This window comes from Streptomyces sp. H27-H1 (genome assembly GCF_026627445.1).
Taxonomy (GTDB): Bacteria; Actinomycetota; Actinomycetes; order Streptomycetales; family Streptomycetaceae; genus Streptomyces.
Genome location: NZ_JAPNLJ010000030.1, coordinates 30,170 through 47,976 on the forward strand (window position 1 = coordinate 30,170; position 17,807 = coordinate 47,976).

The 17,807-nt window shown below is 74.0% G+C and carries 16 protein-coding genes; 9 read left to right on the top strand and 7 right to left on the bottom strand.

Features of this window, described 5'->3' with window-relative positions; translation table 11 throughout:
- Positions 1 to 2 precede the first annotated feature (2 nt).
- Positions 3 to 1,565, top strand: coding sequence for a S8 family peptidase (locus OTB20_RS27670; protein WP_267821538.1), 1,563 nt, complete (start codon positions 3 to 5; stop codon positions 1,563 to 1,565).
- A 72-nt stretch (positions 1,566 to 1,637) separates the two neighbouring features.
- On the opposite strand, the gene OTB20_RS27675 is transcribed toward OTB20_RS27670, so the two are convergent.
- A complete protein-coding gene (locus OTB20_RS27675) occupies positions 1,638 to 3,098 on the bottom strand; it encodes a cellulose binding domain-containing protein (RefSeq protein WP_267821540.1) in 1,461 nt (486 codons plus the stop codon).
- A complete protein-coding gene (locus tag OTB20_RS27680) occupies positions 3,050 to 4,657 on the bottom strand; it encodes a beta-N-acetylhexosaminidase (RefSeq protein WP_267821542.1) in 1,608 nt (535 codons plus the stop codon). The genes OTB20_RS27675 and OTB20_RS27680 overlap by 49 nt, the downstream gene beginning before the upstream one ends.
- 230 nt (positions 4,658 to 4,887) lie before the next feature.
- Between OTB20_RS27680 and OTB20_RS27685 the strand changes: the two genes are divergently transcribed.
- A complete protein-coding gene (locus OTB20_RS27685; RefSeq protein ID WP_267821544.1) occupies positions 4,888 to 5,760 on the top strand; it encodes a GntR family transcriptional regulator in 873 nt (290 codons plus the stop codon).
- Here the strand turns inward: OTB20_RS27685 and OTB20_RS27690 are convergent.
- The 3 genes from OTB20_RS27690 to OTB20_RS27700 all read right to left on the bottom strand — a co-directional run bounded on the left by OTB20_RS27690 (position 5,717) and on the right by OTB20_RS27700 (position 8,750).
- Positions 5,717 to 6,034 (bottom strand): hypothetical protein, encoded by a 318-nt coding sequence (locus tag OTB20_RS27690; RefSeq protein ID WP_267821547.1) that lies wholly within the window; start codon positions 6,032 to 6,034, stop codon positions 5,717 to 5,719. The two genes, OTB20_RS27685 and OTB20_RS27690, sit on opposite strands and share 44 nt — an antisense overlap.
- 147 nt (positions 6,035 to 6,181) lie before the next feature.
- Entirely contained in the window at positions 6,182 to 7,006 is an 825-nt protein-coding gene (locus tag OTB20_RS27695) for a GntR family transcriptional regulator (RefSeq protein ID WP_267821549.1), read from the bottom strand.
- 124 nt (positions 7,007 to 7,130) lie between these two features.
- Positions 7,131 to 8,750 carry an IucA/IucC family protein gene (locus OTB20_RS27700; protein WP_267821550.1) on the bottom strand — a complete coding sequence of 540 codons (1,620 nt, stop codon included), beginning with the start codon at positions 8,748 to 8,750 and terminating at the stop codon, positions 7,131 to 7,133.
- A gap of 109 nt (positions 8,751 to 8,859) precedes the next feature.
- On the opposite strand from OTB20_RS27700, the gene OTB20_RS27705 reads away from it, so the two are divergent.
- The 4 genes from OTB20_RS27705 to OTB20_RS27720 all read left to right on the top strand — a co-directional run bounded on the left by OTB20_RS27705 (position 8,860) and on the right by OTB20_RS27720 (position 13,780).
- Positions 8,860 to 10,545, top strand: coding sequence for an IucA/IucC family protein (locus OTB20_RS27705; RefSeq protein ID WP_420716500.1), 1,686 nt, complete (start codon positions 8,860 to 8,862; stop codon positions 10,543 to 10,545).
- Positions 10,546 to 10,578: 33 nt separating this feature from the next.
- A complete protein-coding gene (locus OTB20_RS27710; RefSeq protein ID WP_267821552.1) occupies positions 10,579 to 11,202 on the top strand; it encodes a class I SAM-dependent methyltransferase in 624 nt (207 codons plus the stop codon).
- Positions 11,199 to 12,731 (top strand): FAD-binding oxidoreductase, encoded by a 1,533-nt coding sequence (locus OTB20_RS27715; RefSeq protein WP_267821554.1) that lies wholly within the window; start codon positions 11,199 to 11,201, stop codon positions 12,729 to 12,731. The genes OTB20_RS27710 and OTB20_RS27715 overlap by 4 nt, the downstream gene beginning before the upstream one ends.
- Positions 12,732 to 12,853: 122 nt before the next feature.
- On the top strand, positions 12,854 to 13,780 hold the full coding sequence (locus OTB20_RS27720; protein ID WP_267821556.1) for a trypsin-like peptidase domain-containing protein: 927 nt from the start codon (positions 12,854 to 12,856) through the stop codon (positions 13,778 to 13,780).
- Here the strand turns inward: OTB20_RS27720 and OTB20_RS27725 are convergent.
- Complete coding sequence (locus tag OTB20_RS27725; protein ID WP_267821558.1) at positions 13,734 to 14,126, bottom strand: hypothetical protein; 393 nt, start codon at positions 14,124 to 14,126, stop codon at positions 13,734 to 13,736. The genes OTB20_RS27720 and OTB20_RS27725 overlap by 47 nt on opposite strands.
- Positions 14,127 to 14,172: 46 nt before the next feature.
- On the bottom strand, positions 14,173 to 15,120 hold the full coding sequence (locus OTB20_RS27730; protein WP_267821560.1) for an AEC family transporter: 948 nt from the start codon (positions 15,118 to 15,120) through the stop codon (positions 14,173 to 14,175).
- Between OTB20_RS27730 and OTB20_RS27735 the strand changes: the two genes are divergently transcribed.
- From OTB20_RS27735 to OTB20_RS27745, 3 genes are all read left to right on the top strand, one after another.
- A complete protein-coding gene (locus OTB20_RS27735; RefSeq protein ID WP_267821562.1) occupies positions 15,119 to 15,586 on the top strand; it encodes a hypothetical protein in 468 nt (155 codons plus the stop codon). The genes OTB20_RS27730 and OTB20_RS27735 overlap by 2 nt on opposite strands.
- Positions 15,587 to 15,791: 205 nt before the next feature.
- Entirely contained in the window at positions 15,792 to 17,048 is a 1,257-nt protein-coding gene (locus OTB20_RS27740) for a sensor histidine kinase (RefSeq protein WP_267821564.1), read from the top strand.
- Positions 17,045 to 17,728, top strand: coding sequence for a response regulator (locus OTB20_RS27745; protein WP_267756130.1), 684 nt, complete (start codon positions 17,045 to 17,047; stop codon positions 17,726 to 17,728). The genes OTB20_RS27740 and OTB20_RS27745 overlap by 4 nt, the downstream gene beginning before the upstream one ends.
- The last annotated feature ends 79 nt before the right edge of the window (positions 17,729 to 17,807 follow it).

Here is a 17,807-nt window from a genome sequence, read left to right on the forward strand (position 1 = left end):
TCATGATCATGAGATCGCACTTATCGCGGCGCTGTGCAGCCGCGCTGGCACTCGCCTCGGCGCTCGCGCTCGGGGTGGACACAGGTGCCTCGGCCGCGACCCCGCCGGAGGGGGCGGTCCTGTACGCCGGAGCGCCCGGGGCCGTCAGCGGCAGCTACCTCGTCCTACTGAACCCGGCGCCCGCGGGTTCCCGTACGGACCGGGGCCGGGCCGCGGTCGAACGGTCCGGCGGCACGATCCGCCGGACGTACGACTCGGCGGTCAGCGGCTTCTCCGTCCAGATGACGGAGCGCCAGGCCCGGCGGCTCGCGGCCGACCCGGCCGTGGCCACGGTCGCGCAGAACCGGAAGCTGCGTCTCGACTCCACCCAGCCGACCCCGCCGTCGTGGGGCGTGGACCGGATCGACCAGCGCAGGCTTCCGATGAACGACGCGTACACGTACCCGAGTTCCGGTGGGCTCGGGGTGACCGCGTACGTCATCGACACCGGTGTCAACATCGCCCACAAGGACTTCGGCGGGCGCGCCTCGCACGGCTACGACGCCATCGACAACGACTCCGTGGCCGAGGACCTGCACGGGCACGGCACACACGTGGCCGGGACGGTCGCGGGAACCACGTTCGGTGTGGCCAAGCGGGCCAAGGTCGTGGCCGTCCGGGTCCTCGACGCGGCCGGAGAGGGCACGACCGAGCAGGTGGTCGCCGGAATCGACTGGGTCACCCGCAACGCCGTGAAACCGGCCGTCGCGAACATGAGCCTGGGCGGAGACCCCGACGCCGTGCTGGACGCGGCCGTCCGGGGCTCCATCGCCTCCGGCATCACCTACGCGGTGGCTGCCGGCAACCAGGGCATCGACGCCTCCAAGCACTCGCCGGCCCGGGTCTCCCAGGCGATCACGGTCGGGGCGCTCAGCGACCACGACTCGCGGTCCTCGTACTCCAACTACGGTCCGCTGATCGACCTGTTCGCCCCCGGTGACTCCATCACCTCGGCGGTCTCCTGGGACGACGAGTGGAGCACCGTCATGTCGGGTACGTCGATGGCCTCCCCGCACGTGGCGGGCGCGGCGGCGCTGTACCTCTCCCTCCACCGCACCGCCACCCCGGCCCAGGTGGCGTACTACATCAGGGCTTCGGCCACCACCGGGGCCGTACTCGGCGCCGGAACCGGCTCCCCCATCCGCTCGCTCTACGTGGGGAGCGCACCCAACCCGGTGATCAGCAAGCGGTTCGTGAACACCGCGAACTACGCGGTCGGTGATCTGAAGACCGTCCAGTCCCCGATCACGGTCAGCGGGGTCACGGGCAAGGCCCCGGCCCAGCTGGACGTGGAGGTGTACATCGCGCACCCGGACTCCGGGACCCTGAAGATCGACCTGATCGCACCCGACGGGACGGCCTATCCGCTCAAGGACGAGTACACGGGCTGGGGCGAGAGGAACCTCGTCTCGCTGTACGGGGTGAACGCGTCCTCGGAGACGGCGGCCGGGGTGTGGAAGCTGCGCGTGTTCGACGCCTTCGCCGGAAACACCGGATACATCAACGGGTGGGCGCTGCGGTTCTGAACGCCGACGGCCGGCGCGCTCCGGGGCAGCTGTCCCCGGAGCGCGCCGCCTTGTACGTAGGCCGGGCCCGGGTCAGCCGTTGGGGACGTTGTCCACGAAGGCCGTGCCGGCCGTGCGGTAGCCGCCGACCTTGGCCGCGACCTGGGCCGGGGTCAGGACCTGGTCCTTGACGTGCAGGACGTAGTCGACCTTCTGGTCGTAGGCGCGGGGGGTGGAGCCCGGCTGACCGTTCAGGTCGATCAGCCACTGGTTGAAGTTGATCGACATGGGCCGCTCGGGCAGGTACTTGGCGTCGTGCGTGCCGAACACCTGGCCGTCGACGTAGTAGGTGATGGCGTTGTTGTCGATGGTGAGCACCAGGTCGTGCCAGCCCGCGTAGCTGATCCGGGACTCGCTGTGCTGGTTGACGGCCTCCCACGGGTCGGGGCGGTACGTCTCCCAGGACGTGGTGTAGAGGATGTTGGCGGGCTCGCCCCAGCCTCCGTTGGGGAGGTACTCGAAGTCGTACTCGGCGTAGTCGTCGGCCATCGGGGCCTTGAGGTCGTTGATGGTGAAGAAGGTCTGTACGAGGTGGTCGCCGTCCGGGCCGTACTTGGGGGCGTCGGAGAACTTCACCCGGGCCGCGTACGTGCCGTTCTTGAACTTGGACGCCTTGGTGAGGACTTCGGTCTGCTTGGTGCTCTCACCCGTACCGGCCGTGGAGGTCTCCAAGTTCATGATGGAGTTGCCGGCCTCGGCCGCGAAGGTGACGTTCTCGGGCGCCCAGGTCGCGTTCGGGACTCCGGGGCCGCCGGAGTTGGAGCGCACGCTCCAGCCGTGGGCCGCTATCGCCGGGTCGGTGGACGAGGTGTAGGTGAAGTCGTCGAAGAGGGTGGCTCCGGAGGGGCCCGGGTCGGTCGGGGTCGGGCTGGGGGTCGGTCCGGTCGGGGTCGGCGTCGGGTCGGGGGTGTTGCCTCCGGGCGCGGTGCCCCAGACGGTGTTGGGGCCCAGCCGGGCGGTGACCTTGTCCCAGTCGCCGTACGCCGTGCGGGACGCGCTGAAGGAGTAGTCGTCGGACTGGTTCAGCGTCTGCCAGTCGGCGCGGTAGAAGCGCAGCTGCATGTCGCCGGTGTCCGCTCCGGGGGCGAGGGAGCCCGCGCCGCCGGTGAAGGTGACCTCCAGGTAGCGGTCGGCGGTGGCCGTCGGGGTGGCCAGGGTGCCGAAGGTGCCGGTGATGTTGGCGCAGCCCTTGACCGCCCACGAACAGGCGTACCGGTATTGGGTGTTCGGGCCGTCCGCCTTGAAGTAGTAGCGGAAGGTGACCTGGTTCAGGGCGACGGTGGAGGAGCCGTTGTTGACCACCTTGAACCAGGGCTCCGCCTGGTCCGCGGTGGCTCCGGTCGCACTGGTGCGGTACTGCACCTTGACGGAGTCGGCCGCGGCGGTCGCGGGCAGGGCCGTCAGGGCGGCCGAACCGAGGCCGGCGGCCAGGGCGATGGCCAGGGCTACGGCCGTGCGGCGCTTGTGGGCTCGGGTTCGGGTCGGGGTGCGCATGGTGCGTTCCTCTCGGGGTGGGGGGGAAGGGATCGGCCTCGCACGCCCAGGGCGTCGAGCCGGGTCTGGTGGTGGCCTTGTCTACGGAGGTAGTCGGGCCAGTCGCGGTGCGCCGACCAGGCGGTGTCGGCCAGGGCGCACAGTCGGGGGAAGGCCAGGTATTCGAGTTCGGCCGGGGTGCGCGCGTACTCGGTCCACAGCTGCGCCTGGGTGCCGAGGACCCGGCGTGCGGCCTCGGGCTCCCAGTGCGCGGGGGCGGGCTCGTTGTCGTAGGCACCGCGCAGGTCGAGCACGCCGTCCTGGCCGCGCGGTTCGCCGGGGTCGGCGGACTGCGGGTAGTCGAGGTAGGTGGAGCGGTAGGGGGCCATGATCACGTCGTGGCCGCGCAGTGCGGCGGCCCGCCCGTGTTCGGTGTCTAGCCAGGCCATGGCGGTGAAGGCGGTGGGCAGCTCCGTGCCGGTGCCGGTCCAGCCGAGGGGGCGGCGGCCGAGCTTGGCCAGGTGCTCCGCGGCGGCGCCGAGGAACCAGCCGTGGAGCGCGCCGGGGCCGGCCAGCCCTTCGGCGGTGATCCGGTCGCGGGCGGCCGGGGAGCGTTCCCATTCCACCCGGGGGCATTCGTCGCCGCCGAGGTGGACGTAGGGCCCGGGGAACACGTCCGCGACCTCGTCCAGCACTCCCCGGCAGAAGTCGAGCACGGCGTCGTGGACCCCGAAGACGTTCTCGCAGACCCCCCAGCGGGTCCACGGTTCCAGCCGGACGCCGGGCAGGTTGCCGAGTTCGGGGTAGGCGGCGAGGGCGGCGCGGGCGTGGCCGGGCATCTCGATCTCGGGGACGACGCTCACCCCGCGCCGGGCGGCGTAGGCGACGAGCCCGGCCAGCTCGGCGCGGGTGTAGGCGCCCTCGTGCGGGACCCCGTCACCTTCGCTCTCGGCGCGGCGTCCGCCGATCTCGGTGAGCCGGGGGTAGGCCGCGACCGGCATCCGCCAGCCCTGGTCGTCGGTGAGGTGCAGGTGCAGGACGTTGAGCTTGTGCAGGGCGAGCAGGTCCACGAAGCGGCGTACGTACGACACGGGCTGGAAGTAGCGGGCCACGTCCAGCATGGCTCCGCGCCAGGCGAACCTCGGCCGGTCGGTGATCCGCACGCAGGGCAGCGACCAGCCGGAGGCGGGGGTACGGGGCCGCGCGCCCCCGGCGGCCAGCGCCTCGGGCGGCAGCAGCTGCCGCAGGGTCTGGATCCCGCGGAGCAGCCCGTCCGGGCCGGCGGCGCTCAGCAGGACGGAGTCGGGACGGACGGTGAGGACGTACCCCTCGGCGCCCAGGGCCTGCTGCCCGGAGGTCAGCAGGAGTGAGATCCGGCCGCCGGCATCCGGCGCCAGGGGCAATCCGGTCGTGGGGGTGAGCAGTTCACGCAGCAGGTCGGCGGCCGCCTCGGCGCCGGGACCGGCGCGCAGTCCGGTGTGGTGGTCGAGGATGAAGCGCCCGGGCAGGGGGGTGACCGAGTCGGGGCGCGGGACGAGCGCGAGATCGGGTCGGAGGGAAGCGGAGGCGGCATCGGTCACGGTGTCGGAGATTCCTCACCTGGCTGTTCTGCCAACTGGGACCAAAAGAACTGGAGTTGACCAACTGACCAATTGGTTAGCTGAGTGGCTAGAAGGTGACACGGCCCGTATGCGCCGTCAACCCCGCAGGTACCAACAAATTTCCGCGGACTCCTCGCGCCACTCCCGACCGAGTGGTTAGATGCACATGACCAGTTGGACAGGTGAGCAGAGAGAAATGGGGGCGGGCCATGACAAAGGACGCAACCGACTCGTCGGGATCCGTACTCAAGCGCGAACGGGTCCGCGAGCACCTGTTGGGGCTCATCGACATCCGGCGGCCCGGCGACGCGATCCCCTCCGAGCGCACCCTGTGCGCCACCCTGGAGGTCTCCCGCCCCACCCTGCGCGCGGCAGTGGACGAGCTCGTGGCCACGGGGCTGCTCGTGCGCGAGCACGGACGCGGGATGTTCGTCGCCCCGGCCAAGATCACCCAGGAGCTGGCCGCCGACGAGGCGGCGTTCGCGATGAGGCAGGCCTCCGGCCACTGGTCCAGCCGGGTCCTGGAGCACTCCACCGTCCAGGCGGGCGCCCGGATCGGCCGCCGGCTCCGGATCTCCCCCGGCGCGCTCCTGCTCTACATCGCCCGGCTGCGGCTGGTGGACGGGGCCCCGATGGCCATCGAGCACCTGCACATCCCGGCCGATCTGGTACCGGCCCTGACCCCGGCGGAACTGGAGGCCGGGGACCTCTACGAGCACCTGCGCGACCACCACGGCGTGTACGTGCACGAGGCGCAGCAGTCCATCGAGCCGACGGTGGTGAACGAGGCGGAGGCGGGCCTGCTGGACGTCCCGCTGCTCTCCCCCGCCCTGCTCATCGAGCGGCTCACCACCGACTCCACCGGCCGGCCCGTGGAGTACGTGCACTCCGTGTACCGGGGCGACCGCTACCGGATCGTCTCGCGCCTGGCCCTCGGGGTGTCCCCGGGGCCGCCCCCCGGCCCGTCCCCGGGAACCGCGCTGTCGGGCGGCCACCACCCGGGGATCCCGCCGGGCGACCTCGGCCGGCGGGCGGTCATCACCTCCACCACCACCGGGGACGTCCACACGAGCCCGAGATGATCGGGGTGGTGACCCGGGCGACGGCGGCGTTGTTGTTGCAGGCGTCCCCGAGCGGCTGCCCGTCCCCGGTGTTCTCGGTGTTCGCGTACTGGTTGACGGCCGAGCAGGGCCCGCCGCAGGCCGAGGAGTACGCCATCAGCGTGTGGTACTTGCGGTCGGGCGTGATGTAGCCCGTGCTGTAGGGGGTGGTCAGGTAGGGCCGGTAGTCGGCGCCGCCCGTCTGCTGGTCCAGGGGTCGCGCGTACGAACGCACGTCCCACCGGTCCGGGTCCACGGCGACACCCGGTCCCGGGAGCCCGCCACCCGGGCACCCCGCCCCGGCTCACCCCGACGACCCCGGTCCAGCCCGGCCCCCCAGGGGTTCCGCCCGGCCCCCCAGGGCGCCCGGCCCAGCCCGCTCCCCCGGAGGCCGGGCGGCCGGTTACGTCACCCGGAAGCCGATGGCGGCCGGTGACCTGTCGAAGGTCAGCCGGTCCCAGGAGGGGAAGTCGAGATCGGTGACGGCGAGCAGCCGGCCGGAGGCATCGTGCAGGGTGCGGCGTACGGAGAGCCCACCGGCCGGGGCGGCGGTGTGGGGGGAGGTGGTCCGGGTCATGGTGATGGTCTCGGCGACCCGGCCGGCCCGCGCGGCCCCCTCCAGCCAGTGGTGCAGGGGACCCAGGTCCTCGTCCCGGACGCCCGCCGTCAGGCGGTCCCGGTAGCGGGCGAGTTCGGGGAACCTGGCGACGGTGCGGGGACAGAGGTACGTCACCGCGTGCCGCCGGGTCTCACCCGTCGGGCCGCTTTCGCGGTGGTGGTGGACGAGGGTCTGCTCCCCGCCGCGCATGCCGAGCTGCTCGGCGAGCGCCGGAGCCAGGGTGACGAGGGTGAGCCACGCCCGGGCGGAGACCCCCTCGGGCACCGGCGCGGCCGCCTGGGCCGGGGCCGCGTCGTGGGCCGCGGCCGCGTCCTGGGCCGGGGCCGGGGGCCGTGGCGGCAGCGCCTGGAAGGCCGGCCGGGTGCCGCGCCGGCCGGTGACGACGAGGCCGTCCTCCCTCAGGTGCTGCAGGGCGGCCCGGATGGTCTGCCGGTTCACCTCGAAGCGGGCGGCGAGGCTGCGCTCGGAGGGGAGCCGGGCACCGGGATCGAGTGCGGTGAGGTCTATCTCGCGCCGCAACGCCGCGGCGATCCGCTGGTACTTGGGCAGGGCGGCCGGGTGGTACTCGGGCATGGCGGTCGGGCCGCCGCCCCGTGAAGGGGAGGGCATGGCTTCTCCTCTGACGGGAGGTCAAGGACTGCGCGGTCTGCTCGACCAACGTAGCATTGGTCTATACCTGTGAACGAGGTGAGATCCGGTATCCGAACCTCTTTGGCCGGAACCACACGCCCCCTCAGGGCCGCAGCGGGTTGGGAAGCGGCAGGTAGCGGGCGTCGCCGCCGTCGGCGCGGGTCCAGCGCAGCAACAGGTTGGTCTTGGCCGGGAGGGCCGGGGCGGCCAGCAGACCGGCGATCTCCGGCAGGTCGTGGGCGGCGCCGAAGCGCCGGAACTCCGCGCGGGCGGCGGGCCACAGCTCCCCCGCCGCCTCCGGGTGGCTCTGCGCGAGCGTGCCCGCCACCTCGGTCAGGTGGTTGACCACCAGGCAGTAGACGAGGCGCTGCCAAGCGGCGTCCCGGCCCAGGTCGGGGAGGAGTTTGACGCCCTCCGCGTCCCGGAAGAGGGCCTGCGCGGGCATGCCCTCGGCGTCGACGGCCACCAGGGTGTTCTGGAGGTGGGCTTCCAGGACGACGCCGTGCCGGGCGAAGAGGTGCAGCACGGGCGGCACCACCTGGCGCAGGTACGCCCGCCACCACGCGGCCGGGTCGGCCGTCGCGGCCAGCGGGCTGTCCGGATACCCCTCCGCCAGCGCGGCCGCCAGCAAGGGCGTGAGCCCGGGCTCCGCGTGCGCCTCCAGGCCGTCACGGACCAGCACGGCCAGCTCCTCGAAGGCGAAGGCGGCCGTCCGGTACCCCCGGTCGGACAGCCAGGCCGCGCCCGACCCGGACCGGCGCAGTTCGGCGAAGCCCGCCTCGACCGCGGCGTCCGTGCGGCGCAGTTTCAGCAGGTCGTGCCGCCACAGCCGGCGCACGTCGTTGGTGATCCGCACATCGAGGCTGAACTTCACGAACAGGTCACCGGCCGGGCCCGCGCCGGGCACGTACAGGGTCCGGATCGAGGCGGTCGGCCAGACCGGCACCCGGCCGGTTCCCAGCGTCAGCAGCCTCCCGTCCGCGAAGGCCTCGCGGACGGCGGGCCTGCCCCCGACCAGGTCGAGCTGCCAGGGGTGGGCGGGCAGCAGCCGGTAGCCGGCCGGGGGGCGCGGCCCGCCCAGTGCCTCCGCGAGCGAATCGACCGCGGCGGACGCGGCCGGCCCGCCCTCCTGCGCCACCTGGTCCTCGCGCAGCCCCAGGAAGACCAGCGGGAAACGGGCGTGCGCCTCGGGGGCGTACGGCAGCCAGCCGGTCACCGGCCCGCCGCCCCGGGCCTTGGGCGCCGGATGGTGGGGGTGCCCCATGACCAGGGCCTGTTCGGACCGGACGTACGGGTCGGCCGCCGGCGTGGTGGCCGCGCGGACGGCCAGCAGTGCGGCGATGGTCTCGCGGCTGTCGCCGATCTCGACCGGGAGCTCGTCGTTGGACACCCCGGTGTACTGGCGCAGTTCGTCGGAGACGAGTTTGACCAGCTCGGTGTGGGTGAGCGGGTGCCAGCCGGCCTCCGTGCGCAGTTCGGGCCGCTCGGGCCGGCGCCCGGCTCGCACCCGCAGCAGGCGCCCGCTGCCCGACAGCCGGTACACGCACCAGCCGCCTCCCTCCGACCCGGCGGGCTCCCCCGAGCCCGCGGACTCCCCCGACCCGGCGGGCGGGACCGGTTCGGCGGCCTCCCGTAGCAGGCAGTTCAGGAGCGGGGCGGCCGCGTAGGTGTCGGCGGCGGCGTTGTCGGTGGCGTTGAGGTCCACGGATTCCATTCGGTCCATCCTGAGCGCCGGAGGTGCGCGGGGCGTACCACCGGCCGTGATCTTCAGTATCCGCGATGATGAAGTGATCATCACGTCATCCGAGAGGACCAGGGCCCTGGACCCCAGCATGTACCTCCCCGCCACCACGGCCGAAGAGGCCGTCGCCGCCGAACTGGCCGGGCTGTCCGAAACCGCCCCGGCCGGAGTCGCCCGGCCCGCCGCGCCCATCGGGCCGACCAGGCCTGCCGGGCCCACGGGGCCGGCCGGACCCGCCGGCCCCGCGTCCCCGGCCGGGGACCGGCCCTCGCTCGGGCCGGCGTACGCCGCCGCGCTCCCCGGTGCGCGCGCCGCGGTGCTGACCCGGCTGTGGCGGGCGTTCGCCTTCGAGCCGTTGCCGTGGATCACCCGCCGGGAGCGGGGTTCCGGTGTGCTCGCGCTTCGCCTGGCCTCGGGCGCCCGGCTGGAAGGCCCCCTCCCCGACCCGTACGCGACGACCCACTCAGCGACCCTTTCGACCGCGCCCCCCGTCACCGAGCTGCTGCTCGACGGCCGCCCCTACCGGCAGGCCGCCCCGCTGATGGCCGCGCTGGGGCTGCCGTACGGGGAGGAGTTCGCCGCAGAGCTGGACGACAGCACGTCCTCCCTCGCCCTGTCCCGCGCGGGTCAGCCGGCCGGCCCGAGTACCGGCGCCGGGCCCGGCGCCGGGCAGCTCGCCGCCTGGGAGTGGGAGCAACGGGTGGTCGACGGCCATCCGTACCACCCCAACTGCCGCTCCCGTCCCGGATTCACGGTGGCCGAGCAGTTGGCGTACGCGCCCGAGCACCGGCCGGTGGTCACCCTGGGGCTGGCCGTCGTACGGGCGGCGGAGTGCCGGGTGACCGGGGAGTGGCCGGACCGGTGGCGGGAGGCCGGGCGGATCCTCGTACCCGTCCATCCCTGGCAGGCCGAGCACGTGGTGAAACAGGGGGAGCCGCATGGGCACGAGCTCCGGCCCGGTCCCGCCGCGCACCCGTTGATGGCCTTGCGCACCCTTTCTCCCTGGGACGGCGGGCCGCACGTCAAGACCGCGCTCAGCACCCGGCTCACCTCCTCCGTGCGGGACATCTCCGTCTACTCCATCGACACGGCCGCCGCCGTCTCCGCCTTCGCGCAGAGCCTGTCCGAGCGGCTCGACGGCCGTCTGCACATCACCCGCACGCTGGGCGCCGTCACCGCCGGCACCCCGGATCTGGCCGCCGTGCTCCGCGAGCCGCCCGAAGCGTACGCGGACCGGGGCGCGGGCGAGCGGGTCCTGCCCGTGGCGGCCCTGGCGCTGACCCCGTACGCACGCTCGGCCCCCTGGCGGGCCGGTTTCGCCCGCCTCGCGCTGTCGGTGTGCCTGCGGGTGCTGGAGCTCGGAGTGGCCCTGGAGGCGCACGGCCAGAACCTCCTGGTCGTCCTGTCCGCCGACGGCGCCCCGCTGCGGCTCGTGTACCGCGACCTGGCCGACATCCGGATCAGCCCGGACCGCCTCGCCCGCCACGGCCTGTCGGCGCCGCCGCTGTCGGGGCGGCTGATCACCGATGACGTGACCCTGCTGCGCCGCAAGCTCTTCGGATCGCTGGTTGCCGGGGCGCTCGGTTCCACGGCGGGTTCGGCCACCGCGCTCGCGGCGGATCTGGCGGCTGCCGCGCCCGGCCTGCCCGCCACCGCCGACACCCGGGCGCTGCTGACCGGGCCGCTGCCGACCAAGGCGCTGACCCTGATGCGGCTGAGCCCGGGCGTACCGGGCGATCAGTGGGCCGAGCTCGACAATCCACTGGCCGGGGGCTGAGTCCGGGGCGCGGGCGGGCTACTGTCCGGGGGCATGTCATCGACTTCGCACTTGAACTCCGTCCGGTCGTCGTACGACGCCGTCGCCGGGGACTACGCCGCGCTGCTGGCCTCGGAGCTGGAGCGCAAACCGCTGGACCGGGCGATGCTGGCCGCCTTCGCGGAGTGCGTGCGCGGGGACGATCCGGCCGCAGGCCGGGCGGTGGCCGACCTGGGCTGCGGCCCGGGCCGGGTAACGGCGCACCTCGACGGCCTCGGGGTACGGGCCTTCGGAGTCGACCTGTCCCCCGCGATGGTGGCGGTGGCCCGCCGGACCTATCCGGGGCTGCGGTTCGAGGTCGGTTCGATGGGCGCGCTGGACATCGCGGACGGGGTCCTCGGCGGGGTGCTGGCCTGGTACTCCACGGTCCATACGCCGGCGCCCGAACTCCCCGCACTGTTCTCCGAGTTCGCGCGGGTACTGGCCCCGGGCGGGTACCTGCTGATCGCGTTCAAGGCGGGCGACCGGCAGCTCCGGCTGGAACACGCGTACGGGCATCCGGTCGACCTCGACGTGTACTGGACCCCGCCCGGGCATCGGCCGTTCGGGGGGCAAGCGGGCCCCCGTGGGCCCGCCTTCGCCCCGAACGGGCAAGGCGGTGGCAGGAAGGCGGGATGACCCTCCACCGCCGCCAGGTCCTCGCGGGAGCCGCCACGGGCGTGCTCGCCTCGATCGGCGCGACGCCCCGCGGGACGGCCCGGCGCACGGAGCCGGACTACGGTGCGCTGGCCAGGTCCCTCGACGGCCGGGTGGTGGCGTCGGGCGACCCGGAGTACGACGAGGCCCGGCAGCTGTTCCAGCCCCGTTTCGACTCGGTCCGGCCGGGCGCGGTGGCCTATCCCGCGCACCCGGACGACGTGGCCGCCTGCCTGGACTTCGCCCGGCGTTCGGCCGTCCCCGTGGTCCCGCGGGGCGGCGGCCACGGCTATGCGGGCTGGTCCACCCGCGAGGCCGGGCTCGTCATCGACACGGGAGCCATGGCGGAGGTGGCCGCGGACTCCGGGACCGGGGTGCGGATCGGCGCGGGCGCCCGCCTCGGGGAGGTCAACGCCGTCCTCGCCGCGCGCGGCCTGGCGATCCCGACGGGGCTGTGCCCTTCCGTCGGCATCGCCGGTCTCACCCTCGGCGGCGGTCTGGGCCTCTCCTCCCGGTCCTGCGGAACCACCTCCGACCGGCTCACGGGGGTGACCGTCGTGACCCCCGACGGGACCGTCCGCGAGGTCGGCGCCGACGACGAGCCCGACCTCTTCTGGGCCCTGCGCGGCGGAGGAGGCGGCAACTTCGGGGTGGTCACCGGGTTCCGCTTCCGTGCCCACCCGGTCTCCGACTGCGCCTTCGCGGAGCTGCGCTGGTCCGCCGCCGACTCCCCCGCCGTGCTGCGCGGCTGGCAGCGCTGGCTGGAGGCGCTGCCCGACCCGTTCTGGAGCCAGGTGGAGTTCACCGTCGACGGCGGCCCGGTCGTCGCCCCGGCCCTGCGGGTGCTCTGCCTGGACGGCGGGCACGCCGAGCTGGAGCGGCAGCTGACCCGGCTGTCCGATCTGGTGGGCGGCCCGCCCCGGGACAGCTGGACCGTCGTACGCGGCTACGCGGACACCGTCCGGGCCATGGCCGGCTGCCTGGACCGGAGCCCCGCCGAATGCAGGCCGGCGGGCAGCCTGCCCGGACACAATCCCCAGGGGCGCCTCGGCCGTGCCTCCTACGCCGCCAGGTCCGACTTCTGGGCCCCGGGCGGACTGGGCGAACCTGCGGCCCTGGCGGTCCTGGCCGCCCTGCGGCGCTACGCCGGGAGCGTGCCGCGCGGCGGGTTCGGCGTGGTGCAGTTCGACGGGGTCTGCGGCGGAGCCCTGGGCCGGGTCCCGGCGCGGGCCACCGCCTTCGCGCACCGCTCGGCCGGCTTCCTCGCCCAGTACCTCGTCCACTGGCCCGGCCCGGCCCCGGCCGCCGGCATCGCCCGGCACCAGGGCTGGCTCGACGGACTCTGGCAGGACCTGCGGCCCTGGGCGAGCGGAGCCGCGTACCAGAACTACGCCGACCCGAAGCTGACCGGCTGGCGCGAGGCCTACTACGGGCCGAATCTCGCCCGCCTGGAAGAAGTCCGGCGCCGCTACGACCCCGACCGGCTGTTCCGCTTCCCGCAGGCCGTCTAGTGCTGTGGCCGGGACCTGGCAGACCTTCCCGCCAGGCATCGGCGCTCTGGCCGGGAGCAGCACCAGCCCCTGCCTCCCATCCCCGAAGAACCTGCCTCCCATCCCCGAAGAAGGAGACGGACATGCGACGTACGTTGACGGTGGCGGCGGCCACGGCCGCCCTGCTGCTGCCCGCCGGGCCCCTGCCCGTGGCCGAGGCCGGAACCGCCCCGGCGCCGGCGTCGGCCGCCGGCCGGTGGTCGGCGCGGGAGGCGGAGTCGTTCTGGACCCCCGACCGGATGGCGTCCGCGGTCCCGATCAGCCGCGGCGGCGCCCCGGCCGCGGCCGACGGGACCGGCCAGGACTTCGACGGGATCCCGGTCGTGGGCCGGATGTTCGTCATGAAGAGCGGCGGCGCCTACTTCTGCACCGCGAGCGTGGTCTCCTCCCCCGGCCACGATCTGGTGCTCAGCGCGGCGCACTGCCTGCTCGGGACGGACGCCCGGCAGGTGGCCTTCGTACCGCAGTACACGGCGCAGAACCCCCAGCCGTACGGAATGTTCCCCATCCTGCGTGACGCGGGCGGCCGCTCCAAGGTGTGGATCGACCCGCGCTACCGGCGGCTCGGCGCGGACAAGGGCGCCGCCCTCGACGTGGCCTTCGCCCAAGTCGGCCCGGACGCCGACGGGTTTCCCGTGGAGGACGTGGTGGGCGGGAACCGCCTCGTCACCGGCGCCACGTACGCGCACAAGAAGGTCTCCCTGATCGGCTATCCGGCCTCCGCCGCCCGGCCCCGGCTGTGCGTGAACCGGACGGCGAAGTTCACCAGCACCGATCCGGGGATCCCGGGATCGTTCCTGCGGATCGCCTGCACGGGCTACCCGGGCGGCACCAGCGGCGGTCCGTTCCTGACCGGCTTCGACGAGCGGACCGAGACCGGCGACGTGGTCGGCGTGATCGGCGGCTGGAAGACCGGCGGGGACACCCCCGACACCTCCTACAGCTCCTATTTCGGGGCCGACATCAGGAAGTTGTACGAGACTGCGCTTGCCGGGGCGCGGGTGGCATGAACACCCTCGCCCGGCGGGTGCGGCGCGGGTTGCCCACCGTCCGCGGGGTCGCCGGCAGCCCCTGCGCGGTCAGCGGTTCGGCGGGCCCGAGGCCGAGCTGACGGCGCAGGTCCGCGAGGGCGGTGTGCACGGGCCCGAGGATGACCTCGGCACGCGGATGGGCGTACGCGAGGGCGTGCGCGGCCGTCTCGATGGCCTCGGCGGCGTCCTCGGCGGCGCCCCGGCTCCACCCTCCGGGCGCGGTGTGACCCCAGGGCGCGAGGGTGTCGTAGAGGTGGCAGGCGGCATCGGCCACGGCGTCGGCCTGTTCACCGACGCCGGGCGCCGCGATCGACGGAAGCTCCATGCCCGCTCAACGAGCGGAGCCCGCCGGGGGAACGACGCCCCCGAGGTCACCGGGACAGCAGCTGCAGCCAGAGCGGCAGCAGCAGGAGGCAGACCAGCGAGCTCTTGATCACGACGGCGGCGGAGAGGTCCACGCCCACGTCGTAGCGCTGGGCGAAGATGAACAGGTTCTGGGGCGTCGGCATCGCGGCGATCAGCACGAGGTACGTGAGCCACTCGCCCCGGACCCCGAACAGCGCCCCGCACACCGCCCACGCAAGCAGCGGGAAGGCCAGGCACTTGAAGCCGATGAGCGCCAGCTCCTCGCGGGTGGTACCCCGGACGTCGAGGCCGATGCCGCCGAGGTGCAGGCCGAGGGCGAAGAGCGCCACCGGGGAGGCACTGTCGCCGACGAAGGCGGCCCCGTCCAGGACCACCTGCGGGACGTGCACGGAGAGCAGGTTCAGCAGGATCCCGGCGTTGCAGGCGAGGACCAGCGGAGTGACGAGCGAGGCGCTGACGGCGCGGGCCAGTCGCCGGCCGGGGCCGCCCGCAGCGGGGCCGGAACGGCCCAGTTCCATGATGGCGATGACGACGAGCGACAGGACGCAGACCTGGAAGAGCAGGACCGGGAAGATCGGCGCCGCCGTCCCGAAGAAGGTGATGAAGACGGGGACGGCGAAGTAGGCGGTGTTGACCTGGACCCCGGCCATCACCCGCAGCGCCACGGCCCGGGGATCCCGCAGTCCGGCCGCCGCCGAGACGGTGGCCACGGCCGCGACCGCGAGCGCCGCCGCGGCCGCGTAGCCGCCGATGGCCCGCCAGTCGAAGAGGGCGGACAGGTTCGCCTCGTAGATGTTGCCGAAGAGGTAGCACGGGACCGCGAAGAGGAAGGCGTAGTCGGCGAAGGCCTTGGAGGCCTCGGCGGGGACCGTCTTTCGGCGCGCGAGGAACACGCCGGCGCCGAAGGCGAGCGCCACCGGTATCAGTTTCTCCAGCGCGGCCGCCCCGCCCATGCGTACCCGCTCCCCCGCCGTTCGCGACCCGCTTTCCGGGCCGGGCGCAGTCTATGCCGACCGTGGGAGGCGGCCTCGCGGGAGCGGGATCCGGCTCGCCGCCCGCCCCGAAGGGCTGCCCGAGCGGGCACACTTCGCCGTCGTCGAGGTGCCACTGCGGGAGCCCGGGCCGGGCCCCGGGCTGGTCCTCGTACGCAACCGTCACGTTGCCCGGCTGCGGATCATCCGCGATCTGCCGGCCCACGGATTCACCGTCGAGGACCTGCGCGGCGTGGCGACCGGCTCCACCTGCTCGCGGCGGATCCCGCCGCCGCGCTGCGGCTCGGGCGGGATCGTCGCGCACCGGCCCGGCGTGCTCGACGCCGAGATCGGGCGGCTCACCCGGTTGCGCGCGGCCCTCGCGCAGCGGGCGGGTGCCTCTCCCGCGGGCTCGGCTCCCGTCCCTGGCGGCCGGCCCGGCCGGTGAGCACCGTACGGGGCCGTGGCGGGTCGCGGGCACATACGCTGGGCCGATCATGAGCGACCGACCCCGAGCCCGAGCCCGCTTCCGAGCACGCTTCCGATCCGGATCCGGATCGCCGTCCCGATCGCCGTCCGGATCCCCGTCAGGATCCCCGTCCCGATCCGAGTCGGTCACCCCGGACGCCGCCTCCGCCGCCCGGACTCCGCGGGTGGCGGCCCAGTTCGCGGTGGCGCTGCGCACGCCCGCACGGGCCCGCGAGCCACTGTTCGCGCAGGCCCCCAAGGCTTGGCAGCGGATGCTGCCGTACGCCGTGACCGCCATCTGCGTGATGACGCTGCTGCCGGTGACGATCGTGGTGCTGACCAACGGCTACAAGGCGGGCGGCGGCTGGGCCGGGGCGCTGGGCGTGGCCCAGACCTTGCCGCTGCTGCTCGCCGTGACCCGGCCGCTGCCCGCGTGGGGCATGGTGCTGCTCGCGGACACGGCCGGGGCCGCCGTACTGACCCAGGCAGACCAGGTGGCCGGGCAGGCCTGGCCCTGGACCCCGATGGTGATCATCGGCTACCTGGTGCTGATGGCCTGCCTGGGCCTGCGCGAGTCCATCCGGACCCTGGTCGGGGTGTGGCTGGCGACCGGGGTGGCGGGCTCGGCGCTGAGCGGCTTCCAGCCGGACGGAACGACCAATACGGTCGCCCTGCTGTTCGTGCTGGCCGGGGTGGTGCTCGCGCTGACGGGAGCGCTGCGCGGGCTCGGCGACGCGCGCCAGAAGATCGCCGAGCAGGAGAGCATCAGCGAGGCCGAGCGGTCCAGGCGCACCCTTCTGGAGGAACGGGCGCGAATCGCGAGGGAGTTGCACGACGTGGTGGCCCACCACATGTCGGTGATCACGGTGCAGGCGGATTCGGCGCCGTACCGGCTGCCCGGCATGGCGGAGCCGGTGCGGGAGGAGTTCGCGGCGATCGCGGCGAGCGCGCGCGAGTCGCTGGGCGAGATGCGGCGGCTGCTGACGGTACTGCGCGGGGACGAGGCGAACGGCGCCGACCGGGCCCCGCAGCCGGGGCTCGGACGGTTGCAGCAGCTGGTGGAGGCGACCGTACGGGCCGGGCAGCCGGTGGAGTTGGCGCTCGCCACCGGGGCGGCCGGGGCCGCGCCGCCGGCCGTGGACCTGTCGGCGTACCGGATCGTGCAGGAGGCGCTGGCCAATGTGGTGCGGCACGCGCCGGGGGCGCCGACCCGGGTCTCGGTGACCTTCGACGAGGAGGAGGTCCTCGTGCTGGTGGTCAACGGCCCCGCACGGGACGCGGTGGTGGCGCTGGAGACTTCGGGCACCGGGCACGGCCTGGTGGGGATGCGGGAGCGCGTACGGTTGACGGGCGGGACGCTGGACACCGGCCCGCTGCCCGACGGCGGCTTCCGGGTAGCCGCCCGTATGCCCATCAATACCCCGTCCGAGGAACCAAGTTGACCATCCGCGTGATCATCGTCGACGACCAGGCCATGGTGCGGGCCGGTTTCGCCGCGCTGTTGTCGGCGCAGGCCGACATCGACGTGGTGGGCGAGGCGCCCGACGGACGTCAGGGGATCCAGGTCTCCCGCACCGTCCATCCCGACGTGGTGCTGATGGACGTCCGGATGCCGGAGATGGACGGGCTCAGCGCCGCCCGCGAGCTCCTCGATCCCCCGCCGGGCGTGGAGCACCGGCCGAAGGTTCTGATGCTGACCACCTTCGACATCGACGACTACGTGTACGAGGCGCTGCGCGCGGGCGCCTCCGGATTCCTGCTGAAGGACGCCCCGCCGGCGGATCTGATCGCGGCGGTACGGGTGGTCGCCTCGGGCGATGCGCTGCTGGCTCCGTCGGTGACCCGGCGGCTGATCGCCGACTTCGTCGACCGGCGGCCGGCGCCGCGCCGCAATCCCGCGCTGCGGCTGAACGGGCTGACCCCGCGGGAGACCGAGGTGCTGGAGCTCATCGCGCGCGGACTGTCCAACCAGGAGATCGCCGGCCATCTCGTGCTCGCCGAGCAGACGGTCAAAACGCACATCGGGCGGGTGCTCGGCAAGCTGGACCTGCGGGACCGGGCGCAGGCCGTGATCTTCGCGTACGAGGCGGGGCTGGTGCGGCCGGGCGACTCGAAGGCCTGATCCAGCCTCCGGAGCCCCGCTCGCGGTCCGGGCCCGGACCCACCTCGCGGCCCGGCCCGGACCCTCGTCCGCCGCCCGG

Bases quoted from the DNA above. Each gene is read 5' to 3' on its own strand.
- OTB20_RS27735 (WP_267821562.1), top strand. From the start codon at position 15,119: ATGCGTACCCGCTCCCCCGCCGTTCGCGACCCGCTTTCCGGGCCGGGC.
- OTB20_RS27720 (WP_267821556.1), top strand. From the start codon at position 12,854: ATGCGACGTACGTTGACGGTGGCGGCGGCCACGGCCGCCCTGCTGCTG.
- OTB20_RS27695 (WP_267821549.1), bottom strand. From the start codon at position 7,006: ATGCCCTCCCCTTCACGGGGCGGCGGCCCGACCGCCATGCCCGAGTAC.
- OTB20_RS27705 (WP_420716500.1), top strand. From the start codon at position 8,860: ATGTACCTCCCCGCCACCACGGCCGAAGAGGCCGTCGCCGCCGAACTG.
- OTB20_RS27710 (WP_267821552.1), top strand. From the start codon at position 10,579: ATGTCATCGACTTCGCACTTGAACTCCGTCCGGTCGTCGTACGACGCC.
- OTB20_RS27670 (WP_267821538.1), top strand. From the start codon at position 3: ATGATCATGAGATCGCACTTATCGCGGCGCTGTGCAGCCGCGCTGGCA.
- OTB20_RS27675 (WP_267821540.1), bottom strand. From the start codon at position 3,098: ATGCGCACCCCGACCCGAACCCGAGCCCACAAGCGCCGCACGGCCGTA.
- OTB20_RS27725 (WP_267821558.1), bottom strand. From the start codon at position 14,126: ATGGAGCTTCCGTCGATCGCGGCGCCCGGCGTCGGTGAACAGGCCGAC.
- OTB20_RS27700 (WP_267821550.1), bottom strand. From the start codon at position 8,750: ATGGACCGAATGGAATCCGTGGACCTCAACGCCACCGACAACGCCGCC.
- OTB20_RS27685 (WP_267821544.1), top strand. From the start codon at position 4,888: ATGACAAAGGACGCAACCGACTCGTCGGGATCCGTACTCAAGCGCGAA.
- OTB20_RS27715 (WP_267821554.1), top strand. From the start codon at position 11,199: ATGACCCTCCACCGCCGCCAGGTCCTCGCGGGAGCCGCCACGGGCGTG.
- OTB20_RS27730 (WP_267821560.1), bottom strand. From the start codon at position 15,120: ATGGGCGGGGCGGCCGCGCTGGAGAAACTGATACCGGTGGCGCTCGCC.